Genomic DNA, 19951 nt, shown 5'->3' with positions numbered 1-19951 from the left:
AGCGGATGAGCGTCGATCCCTTGCGGCCGCTGGCTGGGGTGCGCATCGTCGAGATCTCCAGCTTCGTCGCGGTGCCGTTGGCGGGGATGACGCTGAGCCAGCTCGGGGCCGAGGTGATTCGGGTTGACCCCGTCGGCGGCGCGGCCGACTACCACCGCTGGCCGGTCACCGGCGACGGCCAGAGCATCTACTGGGCCGGGCTCAACAAGGGCAAGCGCTCGGTGGCCGTCGATATGCGCTCGGTCGAGGGGCAGCAGCTCGTGCAGCGGTTGATCGCCGACAGCGGCGTGCTTCTGACGAATGTGGTGGGACGGCAATGGCATTCGTATGAAGCGCTGACCGCGTTGCGGCCCGACCTTATCCACGTCGAGGTGTCTGGCCGGGCTGACGGTGGCACCGGGGTGGACTACACGGTCAACGCGGGCATTGGATTTCCGATGGTGACGGGTCCGGCGGAGTTGGCGACCCCGGTCAACCACGTGTTGCCGGCGTGGGACGTCACGTGCGGAATCTATGCGGCGCTGGCCGTCGTGACCGCGTTGCGCCACCGCGACGCGACCGGCCAGGGCCAGCTGGTCAGCATTCCGCTGGAGAACGTGGCGCTGGCGACCGCGGGGAATCTCAGCTTCTTCACCGAGGTCATGGTCAACGGCACGGCCCGCGAGCGCATCGGCAACTCCGTCTACGGGCAGTACGGCCAGGACTTCATCAGCAGCGACGGGGTGTCGTTCATGGTCGTCGCATTGACAGCTCGACATTTCCGCGATCTGGCCGAATTGACAGGGACGACGAAAGCTGTTGCCGCGCTGGCCGAGACGCTCGGCGCCGACTTCACCGACGAGGGCGATCGGTACCGGCACCGTGACGCGTTGACCGGCTTGTTCGCCGAGTGGTTCTCGAGCCACACCGCCGAGGACGTCACCGCCGCGCTGTCTTCGACTTCGGTGCTGTGGGACCGCTACCGCACCTTCGCAGACGTGGTCGCCGAGGACCGGTTGTCCGGCAATCCGATGTTCAGCACGCTGAACCAGCCGCGGATCGGCTCGTACCTCGCACCCGGATTGCCGATGTCGATCGACGGGACCTATCCGCCCGCAGTCGCCGCTCCGGCGGTTGGTGACGACACCGCATCGGTGCTCACCGAATGGCTAGGATTGCGTGCAGACGAAGTCGGCCGTCTCACCGAATCGGGCACTGTCGCATGAGCGATTTGCTCAAGCTGCTGGACCTCAAGCCGGGCGCGGACGCAGATAACTGGATCGGGCCCGCCAGCGGTCCAGCCGGAAAGCGTGCCTACGGTGGCCAATTCGTCGCGCAGAGCTTGGCCGCCGCCTTGCGCACCGTCGATGCGGATCGGCTGCCGACCAACCTGCATCTGCAGTTCCTGCGTGGCGGTGAGGCCGGTGATCCCGTCGAGTACAGCGTCGCGCGGGTGTTCGACGGCCGGACGGCGGCCGCGCGGCGTGTCGACTCCTATCAGGACGGACGTTTGTTGACGACGGCCACGGTGTCGTTCGCCGTCGAGCTGCCCGGCCCGGAGCATGGACGGATCGAGCGGATGCCCGGCGACCCGGAGACGTTGCCGCAAACGGGCCCGGCAGGGCCGGCGCCGTCGATGCCGCTGGGCGAACTGGACATCAGAATCGCCGACGACCGAACCACCGGCGAATTCGTGCGGCGATTGTGGTGGCGGGCAACGGTTCCGCTACCTGACGACCCGATGGTGCACACGTTGGTGGCGGCCTACGTTACCGATGTCTACATGATCGATCCTGCGCTGCATGTGCACGGGCATTCGATGAAGGCCCGTACCCATCGCAGCGGGACCACGGACTCGTCGATCTGGTTCCACCGACCGGTGCGCGCCGACGAATGGAACCTGCTGGAGTGCCGCTCACCGGCCGCCGCGCGGGGACGCGGCGTCGTGACCGCGAGCTCGATCCGCGCCGACGGTGCCATCACCTCCACGATGGCCCAGGAAGGTCTTATTGCCGAGCGGTCGTAGCCGTGACCGCAGCGACGACACAAATCGGCTCAGCAGCATGCCGACAACCACCGACGCGGCAACGCCGAGCAGCGGGTGGCCGTCGAACAGTGGATAGACCTGGTAGTGGGTGAGGTAAATGTACAGCGACGCCTCCGCGACGACACCCGCAACGAGGCTGGTCGCCGGCGGGCAGTGCAATGCGGGCAGCCAGATCAGCAATGCAAACCCCGCCAGCACCAGGGCTTCTCGGTGCGTGCTGCCGAAGTAGCCGTGCAGGCTGACGACGAGCACGAGCGTCACCGCCGCACGCTGAAGAGGCGTCGACGCCTTGGCCGCGGCCCAGCCGACCGCGAAGAACCAGAACGCCAGTACCGTGAACCACGCGTCGCGGCCCAGGTGTAGACCGAGGATGTCGTAACGCAAAGCCAGTCCCGCGGCCAAGAATATCGACGCGACGGCGAACGGTCGCTGCCGTTCCAGCCGATCGATCGCAGGCAACCAGCACAGCGCCGCCAATGCGATCAGGGTCCACACCAACACCTCGACGAACCACAGCCGACCGGCCGTCATACTGTCGTGCGGGCCGAGGAATTTGTTGGCCAACAACAGGTTTGTCGGTCGATAGTCGTCGGTGAATATCAATGCGATCGCGACCCAGATGACCGACGGTCCAGCGATCCACGCGATGGTGTTGCGGAGATGTCGTACCCGGTCCGTCCGCGGCACGGGTGTCAAACAGAACCGTCCGAAGTTGTAGCCGGCAATGCCCAGCAGCACATGGGCGCCGCCCCACAGCTCGAAGAGCCCGGCGTGTGAGCCGACGATCAGCACGATCGCGACCGCACGCAGCGCGACGCTGGTTTCCAGCGTCGCCCGCCGCGGCCACCACCGTCGCGCCGGTTTGGGCATACGCTCCAGCGTGCGCAGAGACAACCGCTGCCAGTCTGCGGGCAGGCGGCCCAGCGCGCGCTCAAGACGGACTGACATCGTCACGTAGGACAGCGAATTGCCGCCCAGGTCAACGAAGCTGGCGTCGGGATCGATGGCGTCCGCATCGATCCGCAGCACCTCGGCGAACAATTCACGCAGCGCCGTCGGCTCGGGCGCAGCCGATTTTCGTGCGAGCTCCCGCACCGTCTGATAGTCGGGTTTGCCCGACGACAGCATGGGAAGCTCGTTGACCGCGACGGCGCTGACGGCGCCGGCGGGCACACCCGCAGCGGCGGCGGTCAAGCGCTGGACATCGCGTGTATCGTGGCCAAGCTCGGCGGCCACGACAAGGCGCTCCTCATCATCGGTGCAGAATGCCGTCACGCCGTGCTCGCGCAATGCGGCCTCGACGCGGTGCAAGTCGATCCGTAGCCCGTATATCTTGACGAAACGGCTTGTGCGGCCGATTACCTCGTAGAGGCCGTCGGTGCCGCGGTGGGCGATATCGCCGGTGTGCAGCGCCTCGACCGTCTTGGCGAGGGCCAGATCGTCGGGTGCGTGTGCGTAGCCCATCATGACGTTGGGTCCGCGGTAAACCAGTTCACCGGTGTCCGCGTCGGGCCATCCGTCAAGTGGCTCGAGCGTGAACGACCCACCGGCGATCGGCCGGCCGATCGAACCGGGATGCGACGACGCGAGATGCGGTGGAAGGTAGGCCATTCGCGCAGTCGCTTCGGTCGCGCCATACATCACGAACAAATCCCACCCTTGTCGGCGGCCGAGTTCGGCGAATCGCCGTACCAAAGACGGCGGCATCCGGCCGCCAGCCTGGGTGACGTAGCGCAGATGCGGCAGGTCCATCGCTTCGAAGCCGGCCCGCTCGAGCAGTTCGAACGTATACGGCACACCGGCGAACGTGGTACCGCGATGCCGGCGGAACAGTTCCCAGAATTCGTCGTCGACCACGGAATGATCAGTGAGGATCAAGCCCGCGCCGTGTAGCAGGTGACTGTGAACGACCGACAGGCCATAGCAATAGGCCATCGGCAACGTGGTTGCCACCCTGTCGGTTTCAACGATGCCGAGGTAGTCCGCGATCGCGGTGGCGTTGGCCGCCAGATTGGTGTGCGACAGGCGGACCAGTTTGGGCGAACCCGTGCTGCCCGAGGTCGACAACAGCAATGCCAGGTCCTCATGTAAGCGGTGACGACCGCGGTGGCGGTGGTGAATTCCGCTCTCGTCGATGACGATGTCGGGCTCATAGGTCCGCATGATCGTTGCGTGGTCGCGGCTGGCCGGAACGGGAAGCACGACGTGATTGGCGGCCAGCGCGGCCAAATAGTGGACCAAGGCGGCGAGATCGTTGCGGACCTCGACCAGCACCAGGCAGCGTCGATCGCCGAGTTCCCGCGCTGCGTCGCAAACCAGTTCAGCCAACTGGGAATAGGACAGTTGCCGCGTTTCGGTCAGCACCGCGGTGAGTTCGCCGTGGCCCCGCAGATGCTCGACGAACTCGCTCATGTGAGCACGACGCCGTTGCCCACCACCTCGATCCGCACCTTGGCGTCGATCGGCGGCGGGTTGAGGCTGTGCTGGCGCACGATCAGCGGTGCGGCGTCACCGGCCGGTTCGATGGTCAACAGCACGTCGTGGCCGAGGAACTCAGCGCTGAGGACCGTTCCGACACCGTCAAGGTGCTCGCTGTCGGAAACTACTGTGGCGACAAGCTGTTCGGGCCGCAACACGAGCGTCCCGGGGCCGTCGGGTGCCGTTCCCTGTAGGGGGATGCGACCGAGGGCACAGTCGGCGATCCCGGATCCGACGGTGCAGGGCAGGGAAATGCAGTCACCGAGGAACTCGGCGGTGAAGCGGTCGGCGGGCTGGTGGTAGACGTGCTGCGGGCTGCCGACCTGAGTGAAACGTCCGTCGCGCATGACGGCGACCTGGTCGGCGATCGACAGGGCCTCTTCCTGGTCGTGTGTCACCAACAGCGTCGTCACACCCGCACCGGCGAGCAGCCCGGCGACCGCCTTGCGGGTCGACGCGCGCAGGCCGGTGTCGAGCGCGCTGAACGGTTCGTCGAGCAGCATCAGCACCGGCTGGCGCGCAAGAGCGCGGGCCAGTGCGACGCGCTGCTGTTGACCACCGGATAGTTGATGTGGGCGGCGGGTGGCGAAAGACGCATCCAGCGAGACGGTTTCGAGCAATTCGGCCACGCGCGCTCGCGCCTGGGCACCGCGTACGAGTCCACGCAAACCGTAGGCGATGTTCTGCCCGACGGTCAGATGCGGGAATAGCGCTCCGTCCTGCGCGACATAGCCGACGCCGCGACGGTGCGGCGCCACGGAGCTTTCCGGGCTCGCGACTTGTCGGCCGGCGATCGTGATCGTTCCGGCGTCGGGTGACTCGAATCCGGCGATGAGCCGCAGCAGCGTGGTCTTGCCGCAGCCCGACGATCCGACGACGGCCGTCGTACTGCCCGGCTCCAATGCCAGATCGATGTCGTGCAGCACGGTGTTGTCGCTGAAAGACTTCGCAAGTCCGCGAACGTCGAGGATCGCGCGACTCACAGCGCCGCCACCTTCGTCGACTGCCGGAACAGCACGAGCGTCACCGGTATGGCGAGGATGACCAGGGTCAGCGCATAGGGCGCGGCGGCCGCGTAGTCCAGCTCACTGGAAAACGACCAGAACCGCATCGACAGTGTTCGGGTACCGGTAGGCGCCAGCAACAGCGTCGCGGTCAATTCCGTTGCCACAGCCACGAATACCAGGGATGCGCCTGCGGCAGCGGCGGGTGCGGTGAGCCGCAACGTGACTCGGAAGAAGGTCGCCGACGGCGAGCTACCGAGCGACCGCGACGCCTCTTCGAGGCTGGTCGGGATCTGGGCCAGGCCGGCCCTGACGTTGACGAGCGCTCGGGGCATGAACAACAAAACGTAGGCGAAGACGATCAGGGCGACGGTTTGGTAAAGCGGGCGGGCGACGTGGATGGTGACGGTGACGAGCGCGAGCGCGGTGACGATGCCCGGAAGCGAGCTGGTGACGTAGTTCGCGCCTTCGACGACGCGTGCCAGCAGACCGTGCGAGCGCACTGCGACCCATGCGACGGGAAATGCCAGCACCGTCGTCAGCACCGCGGCAGCGGCTGCCAGGCCGATGGTTTGGGCCAATGCGGTACCGATGTCGTCGAGGACCCAGACCTGGGCGCCGCCGATCCACAGCCAGCGCAAGATCGTCCAGACCGGCACGCCAAGCGCAAGCACCGCTAAGATCGCCAGGGCCAGCTGCGCAGGTATCATGCTGTGACCCAAGCGGATTGGTGCCGCGGCCCTGGGCACACCCGGGCCGATGCGGGCGAACCGCGCACGCCCACGTGTAAGCGCCTCGGCCACCAACAACACGAGGCAGAGCAAGACCAGCACACCGGCGAGCATGCTGCCTGCCGTGCCGTTGAAGGTGACCTGGAACTGTTGGAAGATCGCGACGGTGAAGGTGTCGAATCGCAGCATCGCGAAGGCGCCGAACTCGGCGAGCAGGTGAATTCCTATGAGCAGGCCGCCGCCGAGGATCGCCAGTCGCAACTGCGGCATCACCACCCGGAAGAACACGCCGGTCGAGTGAGAACCCAGCGCGCGGGCAGACTCCTCGACTGCGGGGTCGAGCCGGCGAAGCGTCGCCGCAACGGGTAGGTACATGAACGGAAAGTAGGAGAGCGTCGACACCAGCACACCCGCCCACAATCCGTGCATCGACGGCACGACACCGACCCAGGCATAACTGTTGACGAACGCCGGAATGGCCAGCGGGGCGACGAACAGTGGACGCCAGAACGCCCGCCCCGGCAGATCGGTGCGTTCCACCAGCCATGCCACACCGACGCCGAGCGCCACGCACAGCGGCACCGTGACGACCACGAGCGAGACCGTGTTGAACAGCAGCTCGCCCACCCTGGGTCGGACAACGAGGTCGTAGGCCTGTGCCCAACCGATGGACACGGCCGCCCATGCGACATAACCGAGAGGGATAAGGGTGGCGGCTACCAGGATCGCGACGGTGCCAGCGACCAGCGGGCCGGGTCGAGAAGCGTTGTCAGACTGCGAGACCGGCGCTGTCGGGCGCGAGACGGGGGGAGCGACCACCTATAACAACCCGGCCTTCGTCATCAGGTCCGACACTTTCTGGGCGTCCAGCGTTGACGGGTCGACCGCCGGCGCCTGCAGGTCGGTGAGCGGAACCAGCGCCGGGTTGGCGGGCACCCCACTGCCGACCGGGTACTCGAAGGAATCGCCCTTCTCCAGTACCTCCTGCCCAGCCTTGCCGGTGATGAACCGAATGAACTGCTGTGCCTGTTGCAGTTTCTTGCTCGACTTGAGCACGCCGCCGCCGGATAGGCTCACGAACGCGCCGGGGTCCTGATTGCGGAAGTAGTGCAGAGCCGTATTCCCGCTCATCTCTTTGGTTTTCGCCTGATCGCGGAACCAGTAATAGTGGTAGATGACACCGCCGTCGACTTCGCCGGCGTTGACGGCCTTGAGTGTGGCGATGTTGTCGTTGTAGATCTTGGCGTTGGCCTTCATCGCGGAGAGCCACTGCGCTGTGGCGGCCTCCCCCTTGAGCTGCAGGAGGGCGGCGACGATGGCTTGGAAGTCGGCCTTCGTCGGCGGTGCACCCCAACGCCCCTTCCACGCGGGCTCTTGCAGATCCAACAACGACTTGGGCAGCTGGTCGGGCTGCAGCTTGGTCTTGTTGTAGACGAACACGGTGGTGCGCGCGGCGACGCCGGTCCACTTGCCGCTGGACGGACGGTACTGCGCCGGAACCTGATTCAGGGTGTCGGCGTCCAGATCGGCGAACAGCCCGGCGCGTTCGACCGCCGCCATGGCGGGGGAGTTCTCGGTCAGGAAGACGTCGGCGGGCGATTTGTCGCCCTCGGCCACCAGTTGGTTGCCGAGTTCGGTATCGCCGCCCTGGCGGTAGGTGACCTTGACGCCCGTCTCCTTGGTGAAGGCGTCGATCCACTCCTTGGTCAGCGACTCGTGCTGCGCGTTGTAGATCAGCAGTTCGTCGTTACCGCCGGAGTTGGAGCATGACGTCGCGCCGACCACGATGGCGAGGACGGACACGACTGCGGCGAGCGGTCTCCAACGTCGTCGCATCCAGTCCAGTCCTTCCGTCGTTCAGGTCTTTAGCTGAGCTTTACCTAAGAGAACTTACCCGTCTAGGGCCCTTGGTCTGTTGCCGTGCCGGAGTGCGGCCGCTAGGTCTGTGGGCAGCTCGTTGTGGCGGTGGGTGTCAATTCGTAGCCGTCAACTCTTGCTGACGGTCTCGGCGCGGGTTCGGTCTACTGAGCGATTGATCTTGAATTCGTACGGGTACCTGTGCTTTCAGGTCGGGACATCACACCCGAATCAACAACTCGCGAGGGAACGAACCAATGAAGATCTCTGTAACTGCGCTTGGCGCCTTCGCGGCGGGCAGCCTCGCCGCCGCGGCGATCGCGATGCCGACGGCTACTGCAGCGCCGCCTGGATGCAGCGCCAGTGCCTTCTCCACGACGGCCAGTGGCGTACTGGCCGCGGCGGGTGGATACCTCGATGCCCATCCGGGCGCCAACGACGTGCTGACGAACGCGGGGATGCAGGGCGCCGGCGCGGAAGGCTCTGTTCGTGACTACTTCGTCGGCCATCCCCAGGAGTTCCAAGACCTGAAGGGCATCGCGCAGCCGCTGATCGACATGCAGCACAACTGCGGCGCGACGATCCAGCCGATGCAGATCGCGGCGCTCTACCAGGCGCTGTCCGGCAACGTGACGTAACGCCTACATGCGGCCGTAGCGGCTGCGCACGAAGCTGTACGCACCGAACGCAGTGAGTCCGACCGCAGCCGCAATCAAGAGGAACTTTCCGAACGGGGCGTGTCCGAGAGTCTTGATCGCTGCGTCGAGGCCGGTCGCCTTCGACGGGTCTGCCTGCAGTGTTGCGATGACGACGAGTACTCCCGTTCCGGCGAGCACCAGACCTTTCGCGACGTAGCCGCTGATACCGACCGCCGTGACACCCGTACCGCCCGAGACGCGCAGATCTTTGAAGAATTTCTTCGATGCGCCCTTGTAGACGTGGTAGCCGCCGACGCCGATCAGCCCCAGAGCCAACAAGATCAGTGCGGCCTTGCCCCAGCTGGATTGCATCATCTGCGCGGACAGACCGGCGTTCTGCTGACTGCTCTGCTTGCCGGTGCCCATCGCAAAACGCGCAGCCGATAACGCGATCGCGAAATTCACGATGGCCAGCCCGAGGGATTTGGCTCGCTTCCATACCGGAGTGTCGTCCTTGTCTTGTCCGGAGCCCTCCCCAGGCTTGGAGCCGACGATTGCCTCGGCAACGCGCCACAACCCAAGTGCGATCAGGCCGATCGCGACGATCCACAGAAACAATGCGCCGGCGGTCTGATGCGCCAGTGTCGCCAGTGCACCTGACTGGTCGGCCTCTTCGGCGGATCCGAACGCAATCCGCGCAATGATGTAGGCGACGAGAAGATGCAGTATTCCGCTGATCGCAAATCCGGCACGGGCGGTGTACTCGAACACGTCGTTGTCGGTCGCCCTGTCGGCGAAACCCTCCAATGGTTTGTCGACCATGCGGACCTCCTGCGGTTCTGCTCCGGATGCCCGTTTTTGACGGCTGCGACACCGTCTGCGCAGTGGTTGTGGATGGATCGGTGACTGGGGATAACGGCGGACGACCGCTGGCGGGGTGTCGGTGCCGGCTCGCAAGGTTGCGCTATGACGACATTGAGCCGTGCCGAGATCGGCGCGTTGGGCGAGCAGCTCGCGGTTGACCATCTGAGGTCGCTGCGGTTGCGCGTGCTGGAGCGCAATTGGCGGTGCCGATATGGCGAGCTGGACGTGATCGCAGCCGACGATGCGGCCCGGATCGTGGTGTTCGTTGAGGTCAAGACCCGCACAAGTGACCAATTCGGCGGTGTTGCGCAGGCCGTGACGCCCGACAAGGTGCGCCGCTTGCGCCGGCTTGCCGGACTCTGGCTGGCCGCGCAGAACGGCAGTTGGGCGGAGGTGCGCATCGACGTCATCGGTGTGCGCATCGGCAGGCGGCGCACGCCGGAGATCACCCATCTGCAGGGTGTGAGCTGATGGCACTGGGCAGAGCGTTCTCGGTGGCCGTGCGCGGCCTTGACGGCGAAATTGTGGAAATCGAAGCCGACATCACGTCCGGCCTGCCGGGTGTACACCTGGTCGGTCTGCCCGACGCGGCCCTGCAGGAGTCGCGGGACAGGGTGCGCGCGGCGATAACCAACTGCGGCCACAGCTGGCCGATGGCGCGCCTGACGCTCGCGCTCTCACCTGCCACGCTGCCGAAAATGGGCAGCGTCTACGACCTCGCCCTCGCTGCTGCGGTGCTGTCGGCCGACCGTAAGACCGCGTGGGAGCGGCTCGAAAAGACCGTGCTGCTGGGCGAATTGGCGCTCGACGGACGTGTGCGCCCGGTCAAGGGTGTACTGCCGGCAGTGCTGGCCGCCAAGCGGGAGGGGTGGCCGGCGGTGGTCGTCCCGGTCGACAACCTCGCCGAGGCCAGCCTCGTCGACGGCATCGACGTATGGGGTGCCCGGACGCTAGGACAGTTGCGCGCCTGGTTCGCAGGCAAGGCGCAACTCGACGACCGGATCGAGGCGCCGTCGTCGGCGCCCGAGCCGGTCATCGACCTGGCCGACGTGGTGGGTCAGTCGCATGCTCGATACGCGGTCGAGGTCGCCGCGGCCGGTGCGCATCATCTGATGCTGACCGGACCGCCGGGAGTAGGCAAAACGATGTTGGCGCAACGACTTCCAGGGCTCTTGCCGCCACTGTCGGATAACGAATCGCTCGAGGTGACGGCCATCCATTCCGTCGCGGGCCTCCTGACGGGCAACACGCCGCTGATCACCTGGCCGCCGTTCGTAGCGCCGCATCCGACGTCAAGCGTGGCCGCACTCGTAGGTGGCGGTTCGGGGCTGGCGCGGCCCGGTGCGGTCAGTCGAGCACACCGCGGTGTGCTTTTACTCGACGAGTGCGCGGAGATAGGCGTAAGCGCACTTGAAGCACTGCGAACTCCGTTGGAAGAAGGGGAAGTTCGGCTCGCCCGCCGGGATGGCGTGGCATGCTACCCGGCACGGTTCCAGCTTGTGCTCGCGGCCAACCCGTGTCCGTGTGCGCCTGCCGATCCCAAGGATTGCATCTGTGCGCCGATGGCCAAACGGCGATACCTCGGCAAGCTGTCCGGTCCACTCATGGATCGGGTGGACCTGCGGGTCGAAATGCACTCGGTGCGTGCCGGCGCGTTCGCCACCGAAGAAGGCGAATCCACCGCCCGCGTCCGCGAGCGGGTTGCCGCGGCACGGGCAGTCGCCGAGGAGCGTTGGCGCCCACACGGAATACGGACCAATGCCGAAGTCAGCGGTGCTCTGCTGCGGCGCAAATTCCGGTTGGAAAAAGCGGCGATGGAACCGTTGCGCACCGCGCTTGACCGCGGGGTTCTCAGCATTCGGGGCGTCGACCGCACATTGCGGGTCGCGTGGACACTGGCGGATCTGACAGGAAAGACCACGCCCGGTGTCGAGGAGGTGACGGCGGCGTTGAGCTTCCGGCAGCCCGGAGGTGCGCGATGACCGACGACGTCGGCCTCGCATGGGCCTACCTGTCTCGCGTCGCCGAGCCGCCGTGCCCCGACCTGTCGGCATTGGTCGCCACCCTGGGCCCAGTGGAGGCTGCCGATCTGGTCCGGCGCGGCTCGGTCGAGGGGCGACTGAGGCGCGTCACCGAGGCACGACGTGGAATCGACTGCGCTGCAGAGGATCTCGATGTGCTAGCGCGGCTCGGTGGGCGCCTGGTCACCGCGTCGGATCCTGAGTGGCCACTGCTGGCATTCACTGGCTTCGGAGGCGTGGGCGCGCGGCTGCGGGAGCAGGCGCATCCACCGATGGTGTTGTGGGTGGTCGGGCCGGCGCGACTGGACGAGACCGCGGAGCGGGCCGCGGCCATCGTCGGCACCCGCGCCGCCACGGCATACGGCGAACACGTCGCCGCCGACATGGCGGCCGGTCTTGCGCTGCGGGACGTCGCCGTGGTGTCCGGCGGTGCCTACGGTATCGACGGGGCAGCACACCGAGGTGCTTTGGCCGCCGACGGCTTCACCGTCGCGGTCCTCGCAGCGGGTATCGACGTTCCCTATCCGGCCGGACACGCCGCGCTGTTTCGCCGGATCGGCGAGCAGGGGCTACTGGTCACTGAGTATCCGCCCGGTGTTCGGCCGTCGCGGCGACAATTCCTCACGCGCAACCGGCTGGTGGCCGCGTTGTCAGGCGCCACGGTTGTCGTGGAGGCCGGGGCGCGCAGCGGCGCCGCGAACACGGCGGCATGGGCACGCGGCATCGGTCGCGGGGTGTGCGCCGTACCGGGTCCCGTCACGTCCTCGGCGTCGGTCGGCTGCCACGTGCTGTTGCGGGCCGGTGCCGACCTCGTCACGCGCGCCGAGGACATCGTCGAACTCGTCGGACATGCGGGTGAACTCGCCCCGGACGAGCAGCGTCCATCGTCGGTGCTCGACGGTCTGACCGAACCCGAGCAGCGGGTGTATGACGCGCTTCCGGCCCGCGGTGCACGCACGGCCGACGAGATCGCGGTGGCGTCCGGTTTGCCACCGACGCAGGTGCTGGGACCGCTGTCCATGCTTGAAGTTTGCGGTTTGGTGCTTCGTCAGGACGGGAGGTGGAAGTTGGCGCTCCGGTAAGTTAGCCCGTATGCATAACGCGGTGAGCAGGACTGTCGGCCGAATGTTGGCGGTCGTTGTGCTCATGACCGCGATGTCTGTCACCGGCGTGCGGACAGGGCACGCGGAGGTGGTCGTGGCACCGTCGGATGGCTACGGCTTCAGCGTTGGCGCACCGATGACGTGGATGAGCGACGTCGACGCCGACCGCGAACTCGACGCTGCCGCAAGGACAGGAGCGACGTGGCTTCGCGTCCTCATCGACTGGCACCTTGTCGAGCCGATGCCTGGCGCGTTCAACTGGGGCTACGTCGATCACTGGATCAACGGCGCGCTGACCCGTGGACTGAAGGTGCTGGGCCTGATCGCCTATACGCCCGACTGGGCGAGAACACCGGGGTCCTACTTCAGTGCCCCGCCGGTGGATCCGGCCGTGTATGCGAGTTTCGCCGCCAAGGTTGTCCAGCGCTACGGCGACCGCGTGTCGGACTGGGAGATCTGGAACGAGCCGAACCTTCCGCTGTTCTTCGGTTTCGTCGACAACCGTCCCGAGCGATACACGCAACTGTTGAAGGCGGCTTATCCGGCGATCAAGGCGGTCCAGCCGCACAGCACAATTGTGTCCGGCGGCTTGAGCCCGGCCTTTGAACAAGACGCGCCGCCGATCTTCGTCAACGCCATGTACGCCGCGGGGGCCAAGGGGTATTTCGACGCGATGGCCATGCATCCCTATGTGTTTCCCGGCGGCTTGGCCGTCGATCCCATGAACGGATGGTCTGACGTCGAAGTCGTGCGCCAGATCATGGTGGACCAGGGCGACGGTGCCAAGAAGATCTGGATGACCGAACTGGGGGCGTCGACAAGCGATCCGTCCGCCGAAGGTGTCAGCCAACAGGAGCAGACGCGGCAGATCACCGACGTGCTGTGGAAGGCGGCGCAGAGCGGCTACAGCGGACCGGCGTTCATCTTTTCCATCCGTGACGTCAACTCGACCCTGCGCGGCAACCGGGACGACAACTTCGGTGCGCTTGTGACATCGGACTGGCAGCCCAAGGTCGCGGCCGGCGTGCTGGCCAAATAGCCGAGGCCGGCGTGCTGGCCAAGTAGCCGAGGCCGGCGTGCTGGCGAGGTAGACCGCCACGTGTTCGTTGGCGCTCGTATCCTCGATGAGGTTGGCTAACGAAATGGTTTTCTTGGAGGCGAAGTGGCTGGACGTCCGGTGCACACATTTGAAGTGGTGCGCAGCGAGGAGCTGACGCCGCACCTGATTCGCGTCGTCCTGGGCGGCAAGGGGTTCGACACCTTCACGCCCAACGCCTTCACCGACGCCTACGTCAAACTGGTCTTCGTCAACGACGGCATCGACGTCGGCGCGCTGCCGCAACCCCTGACACTGGACAGCTTCAAGACCCTGCCCGTTGAGGACCAGCCGGTCGTACGCACCTACACCGTCCGCCGCGTCGATTCTGAGCGCCGCGAGGTCTGGATCGACTTCGTCGTGCATGGGGACCACGGCGTCGCCGGGCCGTGGGCCGTCGCGGCCACCCCCGGTCAACCGGCGTATCTGATGGGCCCCAGCGGGGCCTACGCCCCTGACCCCGCTGCGGACTGGCACTTGTTCGCCGGTGACGAGGCCGCCGTGCCGGCCATCGGTACGGCCTTAGAAGCGTTGCCCGACAACGCAATTGGCAAGGTTTTCATCGAGGTGGCTGGCCCCGAGGACGAGATTGCGCTGAGCGCACCGCCGGGTGTCGAGCTGAACTGGATCTACCGCGGCGGCCGCGCCGACCTGGTGCCTGAGGACAAGGCCGGCGACCATGCTCCGCTGATCGCGGCGGTCAAGGAGGCCGCCTGGCTGCCCGGACAGGTGCAGGTCTTCATCCACGGCGAGGCGCAGACCGTCATGCATAACCTGCGGAGGTACATCCGCAAGGAGCGTGGGGTCGACGCCAAGTGGGCCTCCTCGATTTCCGGCTACTGGCGACGGGGGCGTACCGAAGAGACGTTCCGGCAGTGGAAGCGTGAACTCGCCGAAGCCGAGGTCGACGCCCCGGCCTGACTGGCAAGCTAGCTGCGTGGCGTTTGGGGACTACCAACTCGAGATCTACCTTCAGGGTCTGTCAGGCATCGTGCCGTCGCTGCCGATGGCCTATGCGGACTGGGAGGCCAAGGCCGAGGCGGCGATGCCGCCGTCGATCTGGTCGTATGTGGCCGGGGGCGCGGGCGACGAACGCACCCAACGGGTCAACCGGACCGCATTCGACGGCTGGGGATTGATGCCACGGATGTTCGTCGGCGCCAAGGAACGCGACCTGTCGGTGGATCTGTTCGGGCTGACGCTGCCGTCGCCGGTGTTCATGGCGCCGATCGGCGTGATCGGCCTGTGTGACCAGAGCGGGCACGGCGATCTGGCCTCCGCACGCGCCGCCGCGCGCACCGGCGTGCCGATGGTGATCTCGACGCTGACCGAAGATCCGATGGAGGACATCGCCGCCGAATTCGGTGATACGCCAGGCTTTTTCCAGCTCTACACGCCTACCGACCGGGACTTGGCTGCCAGCCTGGTACATCGCGCGGAGGCGGCGGGCTACAAGGGCATCATCGTCACGCTGGACACCTGGGTGCCCGGCTGGAGGCCACGCGACTTGGCGACGTCGAACTTCCCGCAGCTGCGGGGGCGCTGCCTGGCGAACTACACCAGCGATCCGGTGTTCCGGGCGAGCCTGGACCAACCGCCCGAACAGAACCCGCAAGCCGCGGTACTGCGCTGGGTGTCGATCTTCGGCAACCCGCTGACGTGGGACGACCTCCCGTGGCTACGCTCGCTGACCGATCTGCCACTGATCGTCAAAGGCATCTGCCATCCCGATGACGCCCGCCGTGCCAGGGACGGCGGCGTGGACGGCATCTACTGCTCCAACCACGGTGGCCGCCAGGCCAACGGCGGTATCCCTGCGATCGACTGCCTGCCCGCGGTTGTCGACGCCGCCGAAGGACTGCCGGTGCTGTTCGACTCCGGCATCCGCAGCGGCGCCGACATTGTCAAGGCGCTGGCCCTTGGCGCCACCGTGGTCGGCGTCGGCAGGCCCTACGCATACGGGCTGGCCATCGGCGGCGAGGACGGCGTCGTACATGTGCTGCGTTCGCTGTTGGCGGAGACCGACTTGATCATGGCTGTCGACGGCTATCCGACGCTCAAGGACCTCACACCGGAGGTGTTGCGGCGCGTCACCTGAGCTGCGGCCTTGCCATCTGCGACGGTAGGGAAGTGGAGGCGATCCTTGAGGAGTTCGACGAGTACCTCGAGCTGGAGCGTGGCCGCTCCGAGCACACTCGTCGCGCGTATCTGGGTGACTTGCGGTCGCTGTTCGAATTCCTCGCCGAGCGAATACCGGACGCGGCGCTGACGAATCTGAATCTGCCGCTTCTGCGGTCCTGGCTTGCCTCGCAGGCGTCGACGGGCGCCGCGCGCACGACGCTGTCGCGTCGCACGTCGGCGGTCAAGACCTTCACGGCATGGGCGGCGAGGCGTGGGTTGTTGAGCAGCGACCCAGCCACCCGGCTGCAGGTGCCCAAGGCGCGTCGCACGCTGCCAGCCGTGCTGCGCCAGGACCAGGCGCTCGACGCGATGGCCGCCGCGAAATCCGGTGCACAGCAGGGGGATCCGCTTGCGTTGCGAGACCGACTGATCGTCGAGCTCCTGTACGCCAGCGGAATTCGTGTCAGCGAGCTGTGCGGCCTGGACATCGACGACGTCGACACACCGCGGCGGCTGTTGCGCGTCCTCGGGAAGGGCAACAAGCAGCGCACCGTGCCCTTCGGTGAGCCGGCGCAGGCAGCGCTGGAAGTGTGGCTGTCGGACGGCCGTCCGGCGCTGGCTACGCCGGATTCAGGTCCCGCGCTGCTGTTAGGTGCGCGCGGCCGTCGGCTTGATCCGCGCCAGGCCCGCACGGTCGTGCACCAGACCATCGCCGCTGTCGACGGCGCGCCCGATATCGGTCCCCACGGTCTGCGGCACAGCGCCGCAACGCATCTGCTCGAAGGCGGCGCCGACTTGCGCGTGGTCCAAGAACTGCTCGGCCACTCGTCGTTGGCCACCACGCAGCTCTACACCCACGTCACGGTCGCGCGGTTGCGCGCTGTCCACGACCAAGCTCACCCGCGCGCCTGACCCGATGAACCCTGTAAACCAAAGGGGGAGTGTGGCCCTCAAGTTGCAGTGCGTGCTGATGACGGCTGTCGCGGTTGCTTTCGTCGCGGTGTTCGGGATTCTGTCTACTACCGCCTCGGGCGTTGCGCTGTTGGCCGGCACGCTGCTGGCGATGGGCGGTAACAGCAACCCGGACGGTGTGGGGATGCCGTACGAGCTCAGCGGCTGCAGGCTGTCGGATTGCAGTTCATGGCCGCCCGGCTACATTTCCGGCGCGCCGGGCACCCACTATTCGGACTACAACTTCCAGATCGTCAAATGGTCGGCCCAGACGCCGTTCACTACGGGATCCGATGGCACGCTCTACGGCGACTCGCAGCTCGACGGCGTCAGCAAGTTTGAAGCGGCGCTCAAGGACTTCTACGTTTCCGGCACCCCGATTGTGGGCGTCGGTTATTCGAGCAGCGCAAACGTGTTGACGAAGGTATTGCGGAGACTGCAAGCGGCTCACGATGCGGGTCAGCCGACACCACCACCGGAGGATCTCAGCTTCCTGGTGTTCGGAAACCCAAATCGCCCCAACGGTGGCATCTTCAGCCGGTTCGCGGGGGCGTTTCTGCCGCCGCCGATCGGCGTCAGCTTTGACGGCTCCACCCCTGTATCCGATTACCAGGTCACAGACATCAGCTGGCAATGGGACCCGGCATCCGATTTCCCGACGTATCCGCTGAATCTGCTCGCCGTGGCGAATTCCGCCATCGGTTTCTTCACGCTGCACAGCGTCTACTTCAACGCCGACCCCACGGATTCGGACACGATCGTTCAGGACGTCACCGTGGGCAATACCCGTTACCTGCTGCTCAAGCCTGACCTGCTGCCATTGTTGAAACCGTTGCAGGACATCGGCGTTCCCAAACCTGTACTGGACCTGCTCCAAGCGCCGCTGGAATACGCCGTGGAACTGGGCTATGACCGCACCATCAGTCCTGCAACGCCGACTCCGGCGAAGTGGATTCCGCCGCTTGCCAATCCGCTGGAGGTCGGGGCAGGCTTTCTTCAGGCGGTCGCGAAGGGCGTCACAGCGGCCATCGCCGACTTGACACCGCCGCCAGCGACGGACACGCCAAGTACGCTCGCTGCGGCGGTGCCTTCTGTTACGAAATCCGACCCGCCGCAGTCCCGTATGTCAGTTGAGCCGACTGCGACTTCCCCCGAGCCGACGTCAACATCGACGGACACCGCGGCGTCGACCAAGCCGACGTCCAAACCCAAAGAGCCGGAAGTGCGCGAATCGTTGAAGGCAGTTGTCGGCAAGACGGGCCTGACTCCGCACACCGAGTCCGCGGCAACAGGCAAGACCGATTCCTCGGACAGTTCGACGTCAACCCCCGAACCCGCCACCGCCAGTTCAGCCGCAACCGACACATCGACGTCGTCGACCTCGGAGTCCGATACCACCAAGGCGGCTGCTTGATGACGGCGATTAGCGAAGCAACGCAATGACTTTCGCGATATCGGCCATGGCGGTCTCGCGTCCGATCCATTCGTCGAATACGGTCCAATAGCTCACCCCGAACCGCTGCTGGCGTTCGACAAGTGCTTCGGCCATCTGCTCATGCGTGCCGAGCAGGACGAACGGCGAATCCAGTACGAACTCCGGCGAGACGCCGCCGAACACCGCGGCCAGTTCGGCCGCCGAGGCCTGCCGATCATCGGTGTGCACGACGAACTGGATCAACGCATTGAGCTCGATTGCATCGAAGCGATCCTTTGCGGCGTCGCGCACGACGGCGATCCGGTCTTGCAGGCCCGCAGCGTCGAAATGGGTCAGCTCAACTTTCGTCGCGTCGCGGTTGTGGCTGAAACCGGCCAGCCCGGCGATGTCGGCGACGCGGCCGGCCAGCCGTAGGACCCGGTTCCCGTTGCCACCGATGAGCAGCGGAACATCGACGGACGGCGCCGCAACGAGTGCGCCCGCCTCGGCACGCACGCAGTAGTGCGCCCCGTCGACGTCGACGGGGTCGCCTGACAGCAGCGGCCGGATGACGTCAACCGATTCGATGAGCCGGTCGACGCGCGTCGCGCCGGAGTCGAACCTCAGGCCGGCGGCGTCGTACTCGGATTTCATGTGTCCGGCGCCGAGTCCCAGTTCGAACCGGCCGCCCGACACTGCGGCAACGGTCGCGGCCTCGCGTGCAGTTTCGACGGGATGGCGAAAGTCGTTGTTCAGCACCAGCGTGCCGACATGTAGTCGCTCGGTGGCCACCGCTGCGGCTGCCGCACCTGCGAACGGTGACAGCGATGCCACCAGGTGATCGGGGATCGTCAGCACGTCGAAACCCGCGTCCTGCACGGCCGTTGCGAACGCGCCGAAGTCCGTGCCGCGCGGCAACGCCGTGTGCAGGCCGAACCGAGGCGGACGAGAGCGATGAGCGTCGGTGGTCATGGTTTCGACGTTAGGCGGGTTTTGGTCGGCCGCGAGCGTGCGCATTTGTACAGAAATGGTCGGCGTGTTGCGTACAGACACGCACGCTCGCGGGAGTGGGTCAGGGATGCAGCGGCTTGAGCCGGATCGGCGTGCTCGCGAGCAGACCCAAGGGATCGACGTAGTCGGCGCGCGCCGCCGGGCCCCACATCGCGCCCCAATGCAGACACGCGGCGGCAGGGCAGCCGTCATGGCCTGGCTCGAGCTCGCCGACGACCGCTCCGGCGGAGACCACCTGACCGACGCGAACCGATGGCTGCACCGGCTCGTAACTCGTCCGCAGTCCGCCCGGATGGGCGATCGACACCAACGACCGCCCCGCCAGCTCTCCCGCGAAGACCACCGTTCCGACAGCGGCGGCATACACCCGCTCACCCGGAGTCCCGGCGAGATCGACGCCGCGATGGCCCCGATTCCAGTTCGGCGACGGCGCGTCGAACGCCCGCGTCACCGCAGGTCGCGGCCGCAGCGGCCAGTCCAGCCGGCCGTCATCGGCCCGGGCCTCCGGCGCACACACCACCACGATCGCCACCACCGCTGCCAGCCAACGCATACGACCAGCTCACCGCGCCGCAGACCATCGGCGCCATACCCGAACACCAACCTGTGGATGGGCAGGTCAGTGTGGAAAAAGCA

17 protein-coding genes and 1 pseudogene are annotated in these 19951 nt (G+C 66.3%); 11 read left to right on the top strand and 7 right to left on the bottom strand.

Going from position 1 to position 19951, the window contains the following annotated elements:
* Nucleotides 1-5 precede the first annotated feature (5 nt).
* Together VJV41_RS05075 and VJV41_RS05070 are read left to right on the top strand one after the other, a co-directional pair.
* Nucleotides 6-1205 carry a CoA transferase gene (locus VJV41_RS05075; protein ID WP_325331736.1) on the top strand — a complete coding sequence of 400 codons (1200 nt, stop codon included), beginning with the start codon at nucleotides 6-8 and terminating at the stop codon, nucleotides 1203-1205.
* The gene (locus tag VJV41_RS05070; RefSeq protein ID WP_325331734.1) at nucleotides 1202-2005 is read left to right on the top strand and encodes an acyl-CoA thioesterase; all 804 of its coding nucleotides are present in this window, start codon (nucleotides 1202-1204) and stop codon (nucleotides 2003-2005) included. The genes VJV41_RS05075 and VJV41_RS05070 overlap by 4 nt, the downstream gene beginning before the upstream one ends.
* Here the strand turns inward: VJV41_RS05070 and VJV41_RS05065 are convergent.
* The 4 genes from VJV41_RS05065 to VJV41_RS05050 are packed head-to-tail and all read right to left on the bottom strand — an operon-like array spanning nucleotide 1895 to nucleotide 8075.
* The gene (locus VJV41_RS05065) at nucleotides 1895-4438 is read right to left on the bottom strand and encodes an AMP-binding protein (protein WP_325331732.1); all 2544 of its coding nucleotides are present in this window, start codon (nucleotides 4436-4438) and stop codon (nucleotides 1895-1897) included. The two genes, VJV41_RS05070 and VJV41_RS05065, sit on opposite strands and share 111 nt — an antisense overlap.
* On the bottom strand, nucleotides 4435-5487 hold the full coding sequence (locus tag VJV41_RS05060) for an ABC transporter ATP-binding protein (RefSeq protein WP_325331730.1): 1053 nt from the start codon (nucleotides 5485-5487) through the stop codon (nucleotides 4435-4437). Before VJV41_RS05060 ends, VJV41_RS05065 begins: the two co-directional genes overlap by 4 nt.
* The gene (locus VJV41_RS05055) at nucleotides 5484-7058 is read right to left on the bottom strand and encodes an iron ABC transporter permease (protein WP_325331728.1); all 1575 of its coding nucleotides are present in this window, start codon (nucleotides 7056-7058) and stop codon (nucleotides 5484-5486) included. Before VJV41_RS05055 ends, VJV41_RS05060 begins: the two co-directional genes overlap by 4 nt.
* The gene (locus VJV41_RS05050) at nucleotides 7059-8075 is read right to left on the bottom strand and encodes an iron ABC transporter substrate-binding protein (RefSeq protein ID WP_325331726.1); all 1017 of its coding nucleotides are present in this window, start codon (nucleotides 8073-8075) and stop codon (nucleotides 7059-7061) included.
* Between the two features lie 278 nt (nucleotides 8076-8353).
* On the opposite strand from VJV41_RS05050, the gene VJV41_RS05045 reads away from it, so the two are divergent.
* Nucleotides 8354-8734, top strand: a complete 381-nt coding sequence (locus VJV41_RS05045) for a heme-binding protein (protein WP_325331724.1) — start codon at nucleotides 8354-8356, stop codon at nucleotides 8732-8734.
* Nucleotides 8735-8737: 3 nt separating this feature from the next.
* On the opposite strand, the gene VJV41_RS05040 is transcribed toward VJV41_RS05045, so the two are convergent.
* Entirely contained in the window at nucleotides 8738-9556 is an 819-nt protein-coding gene (locus VJV41_RS05040) for a DUF1206 domain-containing protein (RefSeq protein WP_325331722.1), read from the bottom strand.
* 144 nt (nucleotides 9557-9700) lie between these two features.
* On the opposite strand from VJV41_RS05040, the gene VJV41_RS05035 reads away from it, so the two are divergent.
* The 8 genes from VJV41_RS05035 to VJV41_RS05000 all read left to right on the top strand — a co-directional run bounded on the left by VJV41_RS05035 (nucleotide 9701) and on the right by VJV41_RS05000 (nucleotide 18304).
* Complete coding sequence (locus tag VJV41_RS05035; protein ID WP_325331720.1) at nucleotides 9701-10069, top strand: YraN family protein; 369 nt, start codon at nucleotides 9701-9703, stop codon at nucleotides 10067-10069.
* Nucleotides 10069-11580: a YifB family Mg chelatase-like AAA ATPase gene (locus VJV41_RS05030; RefSeq protein ID WP_325331718.1), complete on the top strand. Its 1512-nt coding sequence runs from the start codon at nucleotides 10069-10071 to the stop codon at nucleotides 11578-11580. The genes VJV41_RS05035 and VJV41_RS05030 overlap by 1 nt, the downstream gene beginning before the upstream one ends.
* Nucleotides 11577-12701 (top strand): DNA-processing protein DprA, encoded by a 1125-nt coding sequence (gene dprA / locus VJV41_RS05025; RefSeq protein WP_325331716.1) that lies wholly within the window; start codon nucleotides 11577-11579, stop codon nucleotides 12699-12701. The genes VJV41_RS05030 and dprA overlap by 4 nt, the downstream gene beginning before the upstream one ends.
* 22 nt (nucleotides 12702-12723) lie before the next feature.
* Nucleotides 12724-13761 (top strand): hypothetical protein, encoded by a 1038-nt coding sequence (locus VJV41_RS05020; RefSeq protein ID WP_325331714.1) that lies wholly within the window; start codon nucleotides 12724-12726, stop codon nucleotides 13759-13761.
* A gap of 123 nt (nucleotides 13762-13884) precedes the next feature.
* Nucleotides 13885-14739, top strand: coding sequence for a siderophore-interacting protein (locus VJV41_RS05015; protein WP_325331712.1), 855 nt, complete (start codon nucleotides 13885-13887; stop codon nucleotides 14737-14739).
* Between the two features lie 16 nt (nucleotides 14740-14755).
* Nucleotides 14756-15916, top strand: coding sequence for a lactate 2-monooxygenase (locus VJV41_RS05010; protein WP_325331710.1), 1161 nt, complete (start codon nucleotides 14756-14758; stop codon nucleotides 15914-15916).
* A 32-nt stretch (nucleotides 15917-15948) separates the two neighbouring features.
* Nucleotides 15949-16851 (top strand): tyrosine recombinase XerC, encoded by a 903-nt coding sequence (locus VJV41_RS05005; protein ID WP_325331708.1) that lies wholly within the window; start codon nucleotides 15949-15951, stop codon nucleotides 16849-16851.
* 31 nt (nucleotides 16852-16882) lie between these two features.
* Nucleotides 16883-18304 (top strand): PE-PPE domain-containing protein, encoded by a 1422-nt coding sequence (locus VJV41_RS05000; RefSeq protein WP_325331706.1) that lies wholly within the window; start codon nucleotides 16883-16885, stop codon nucleotides 18302-18304.
* A gap of 9 nt (nucleotides 18305-18313) precedes the next feature.
* On the opposite strand, the gene VJV41_RS04995 is transcribed toward VJV41_RS05000, so the two are convergent.
* Entirely contained in the window at nucleotides 18314-19276 is a 963-nt protein-coding gene (locus VJV41_RS04995; protein ID WP_325331703.1) for an LLM class F420-dependent oxidoreductase, read from the bottom strand.
* A gap of 109 nt (nucleotides 19277-19385) precedes the next feature.
* Nucleotides 19386-19820 (bottom strand): annotated as a pseudogene (locus VJV41_RS04990) (M23 family metallopeptidase); the annotation flags it as partial.
* Between the last annotated feature and the right edge of the window lie 131 nt (nucleotides 19821-19951).

The sequence above is a fragment of the Mycobacterium sp. genome (genome assembly GCF_035274705.1).
Classification (GTDB): domain Bacteria; phylum Actinomycetota; class Actinomycetes; order Mycobacteriales; family Mycobacteriaceae; genus Mycobacterium.
This window is presented reverse-complemented; position numbering and strand designations above follow the sequence as displayed.

Coding starts and splice junctions, on each gene's coding strand:
- VJV41_RS05075 (WP_325331736.1), top strand. CDS start 6: ATGAGCGTCGATCCCTTGCGGCCGCTGGCTGGGGTGCGCATCGTCGAG.
- VJV41_RS05070 (WP_325331734.1), top strand. CDS start 1,202: ATGAGCGATTTGCTCAAGCTGCTGGACCTCAAGCCGGGCGCGGACGCA.
- VJV41_RS05065 (WP_325331732.1), bottom strand. CDS start 4,438: ATGAGCGAGTTCGTCGAGCATCTGCGGGGCCACGGCGAACTCACCGCG.
- VJV41_RS05050 (WP_325331726.1), bottom strand. CDS start 8,075: ATGCGACGACGTTGGAGACCGCTCGCCGCAGTCGTGTCCGTCCTCGCC.
- VJV41_RS05045 (WP_325331724.1), top strand. CDS start 8,354: ATGAAGATCTCTGTAACTGCGCTTGGCGCCTTCGCGGCGGGCAGCCTC.
- VJV41_RS05040 (WP_325331722.1), bottom strand. CDS start 9,556: ATGGTCGACAAACCATTGGAGGGTTTCGCCGACAGGGCGACCGACAAC.
- VJV41_RS05035 (WP_325331720.1), top strand. CDS start 9,701: ATGACGACATTGAGCCGTGCCGAGATCGGCGCGTTGGGCGAGCAGCTC.
- VJV41_RS05030 (WP_325331718.1), top strand. CDS start 10,069: ATGGCACTGGGCAGAGCGTTCTCGGTGGCCGTGCGCGGCCTTGACGGC.
- dprA (WP_325331716.1), top strand. CDS start 11,577: ATGACCGACGACGTCGGCCTCGCATGGGCCTACCTGTCTCGCGTCGCC.
- VJV41_RS04995 (WP_325331703.1), bottom strand. CDS start 19,276: ATGACCACCGACGCTCATCGCTCTCGTCCGCCTCGGTTCGGCCTGCAC.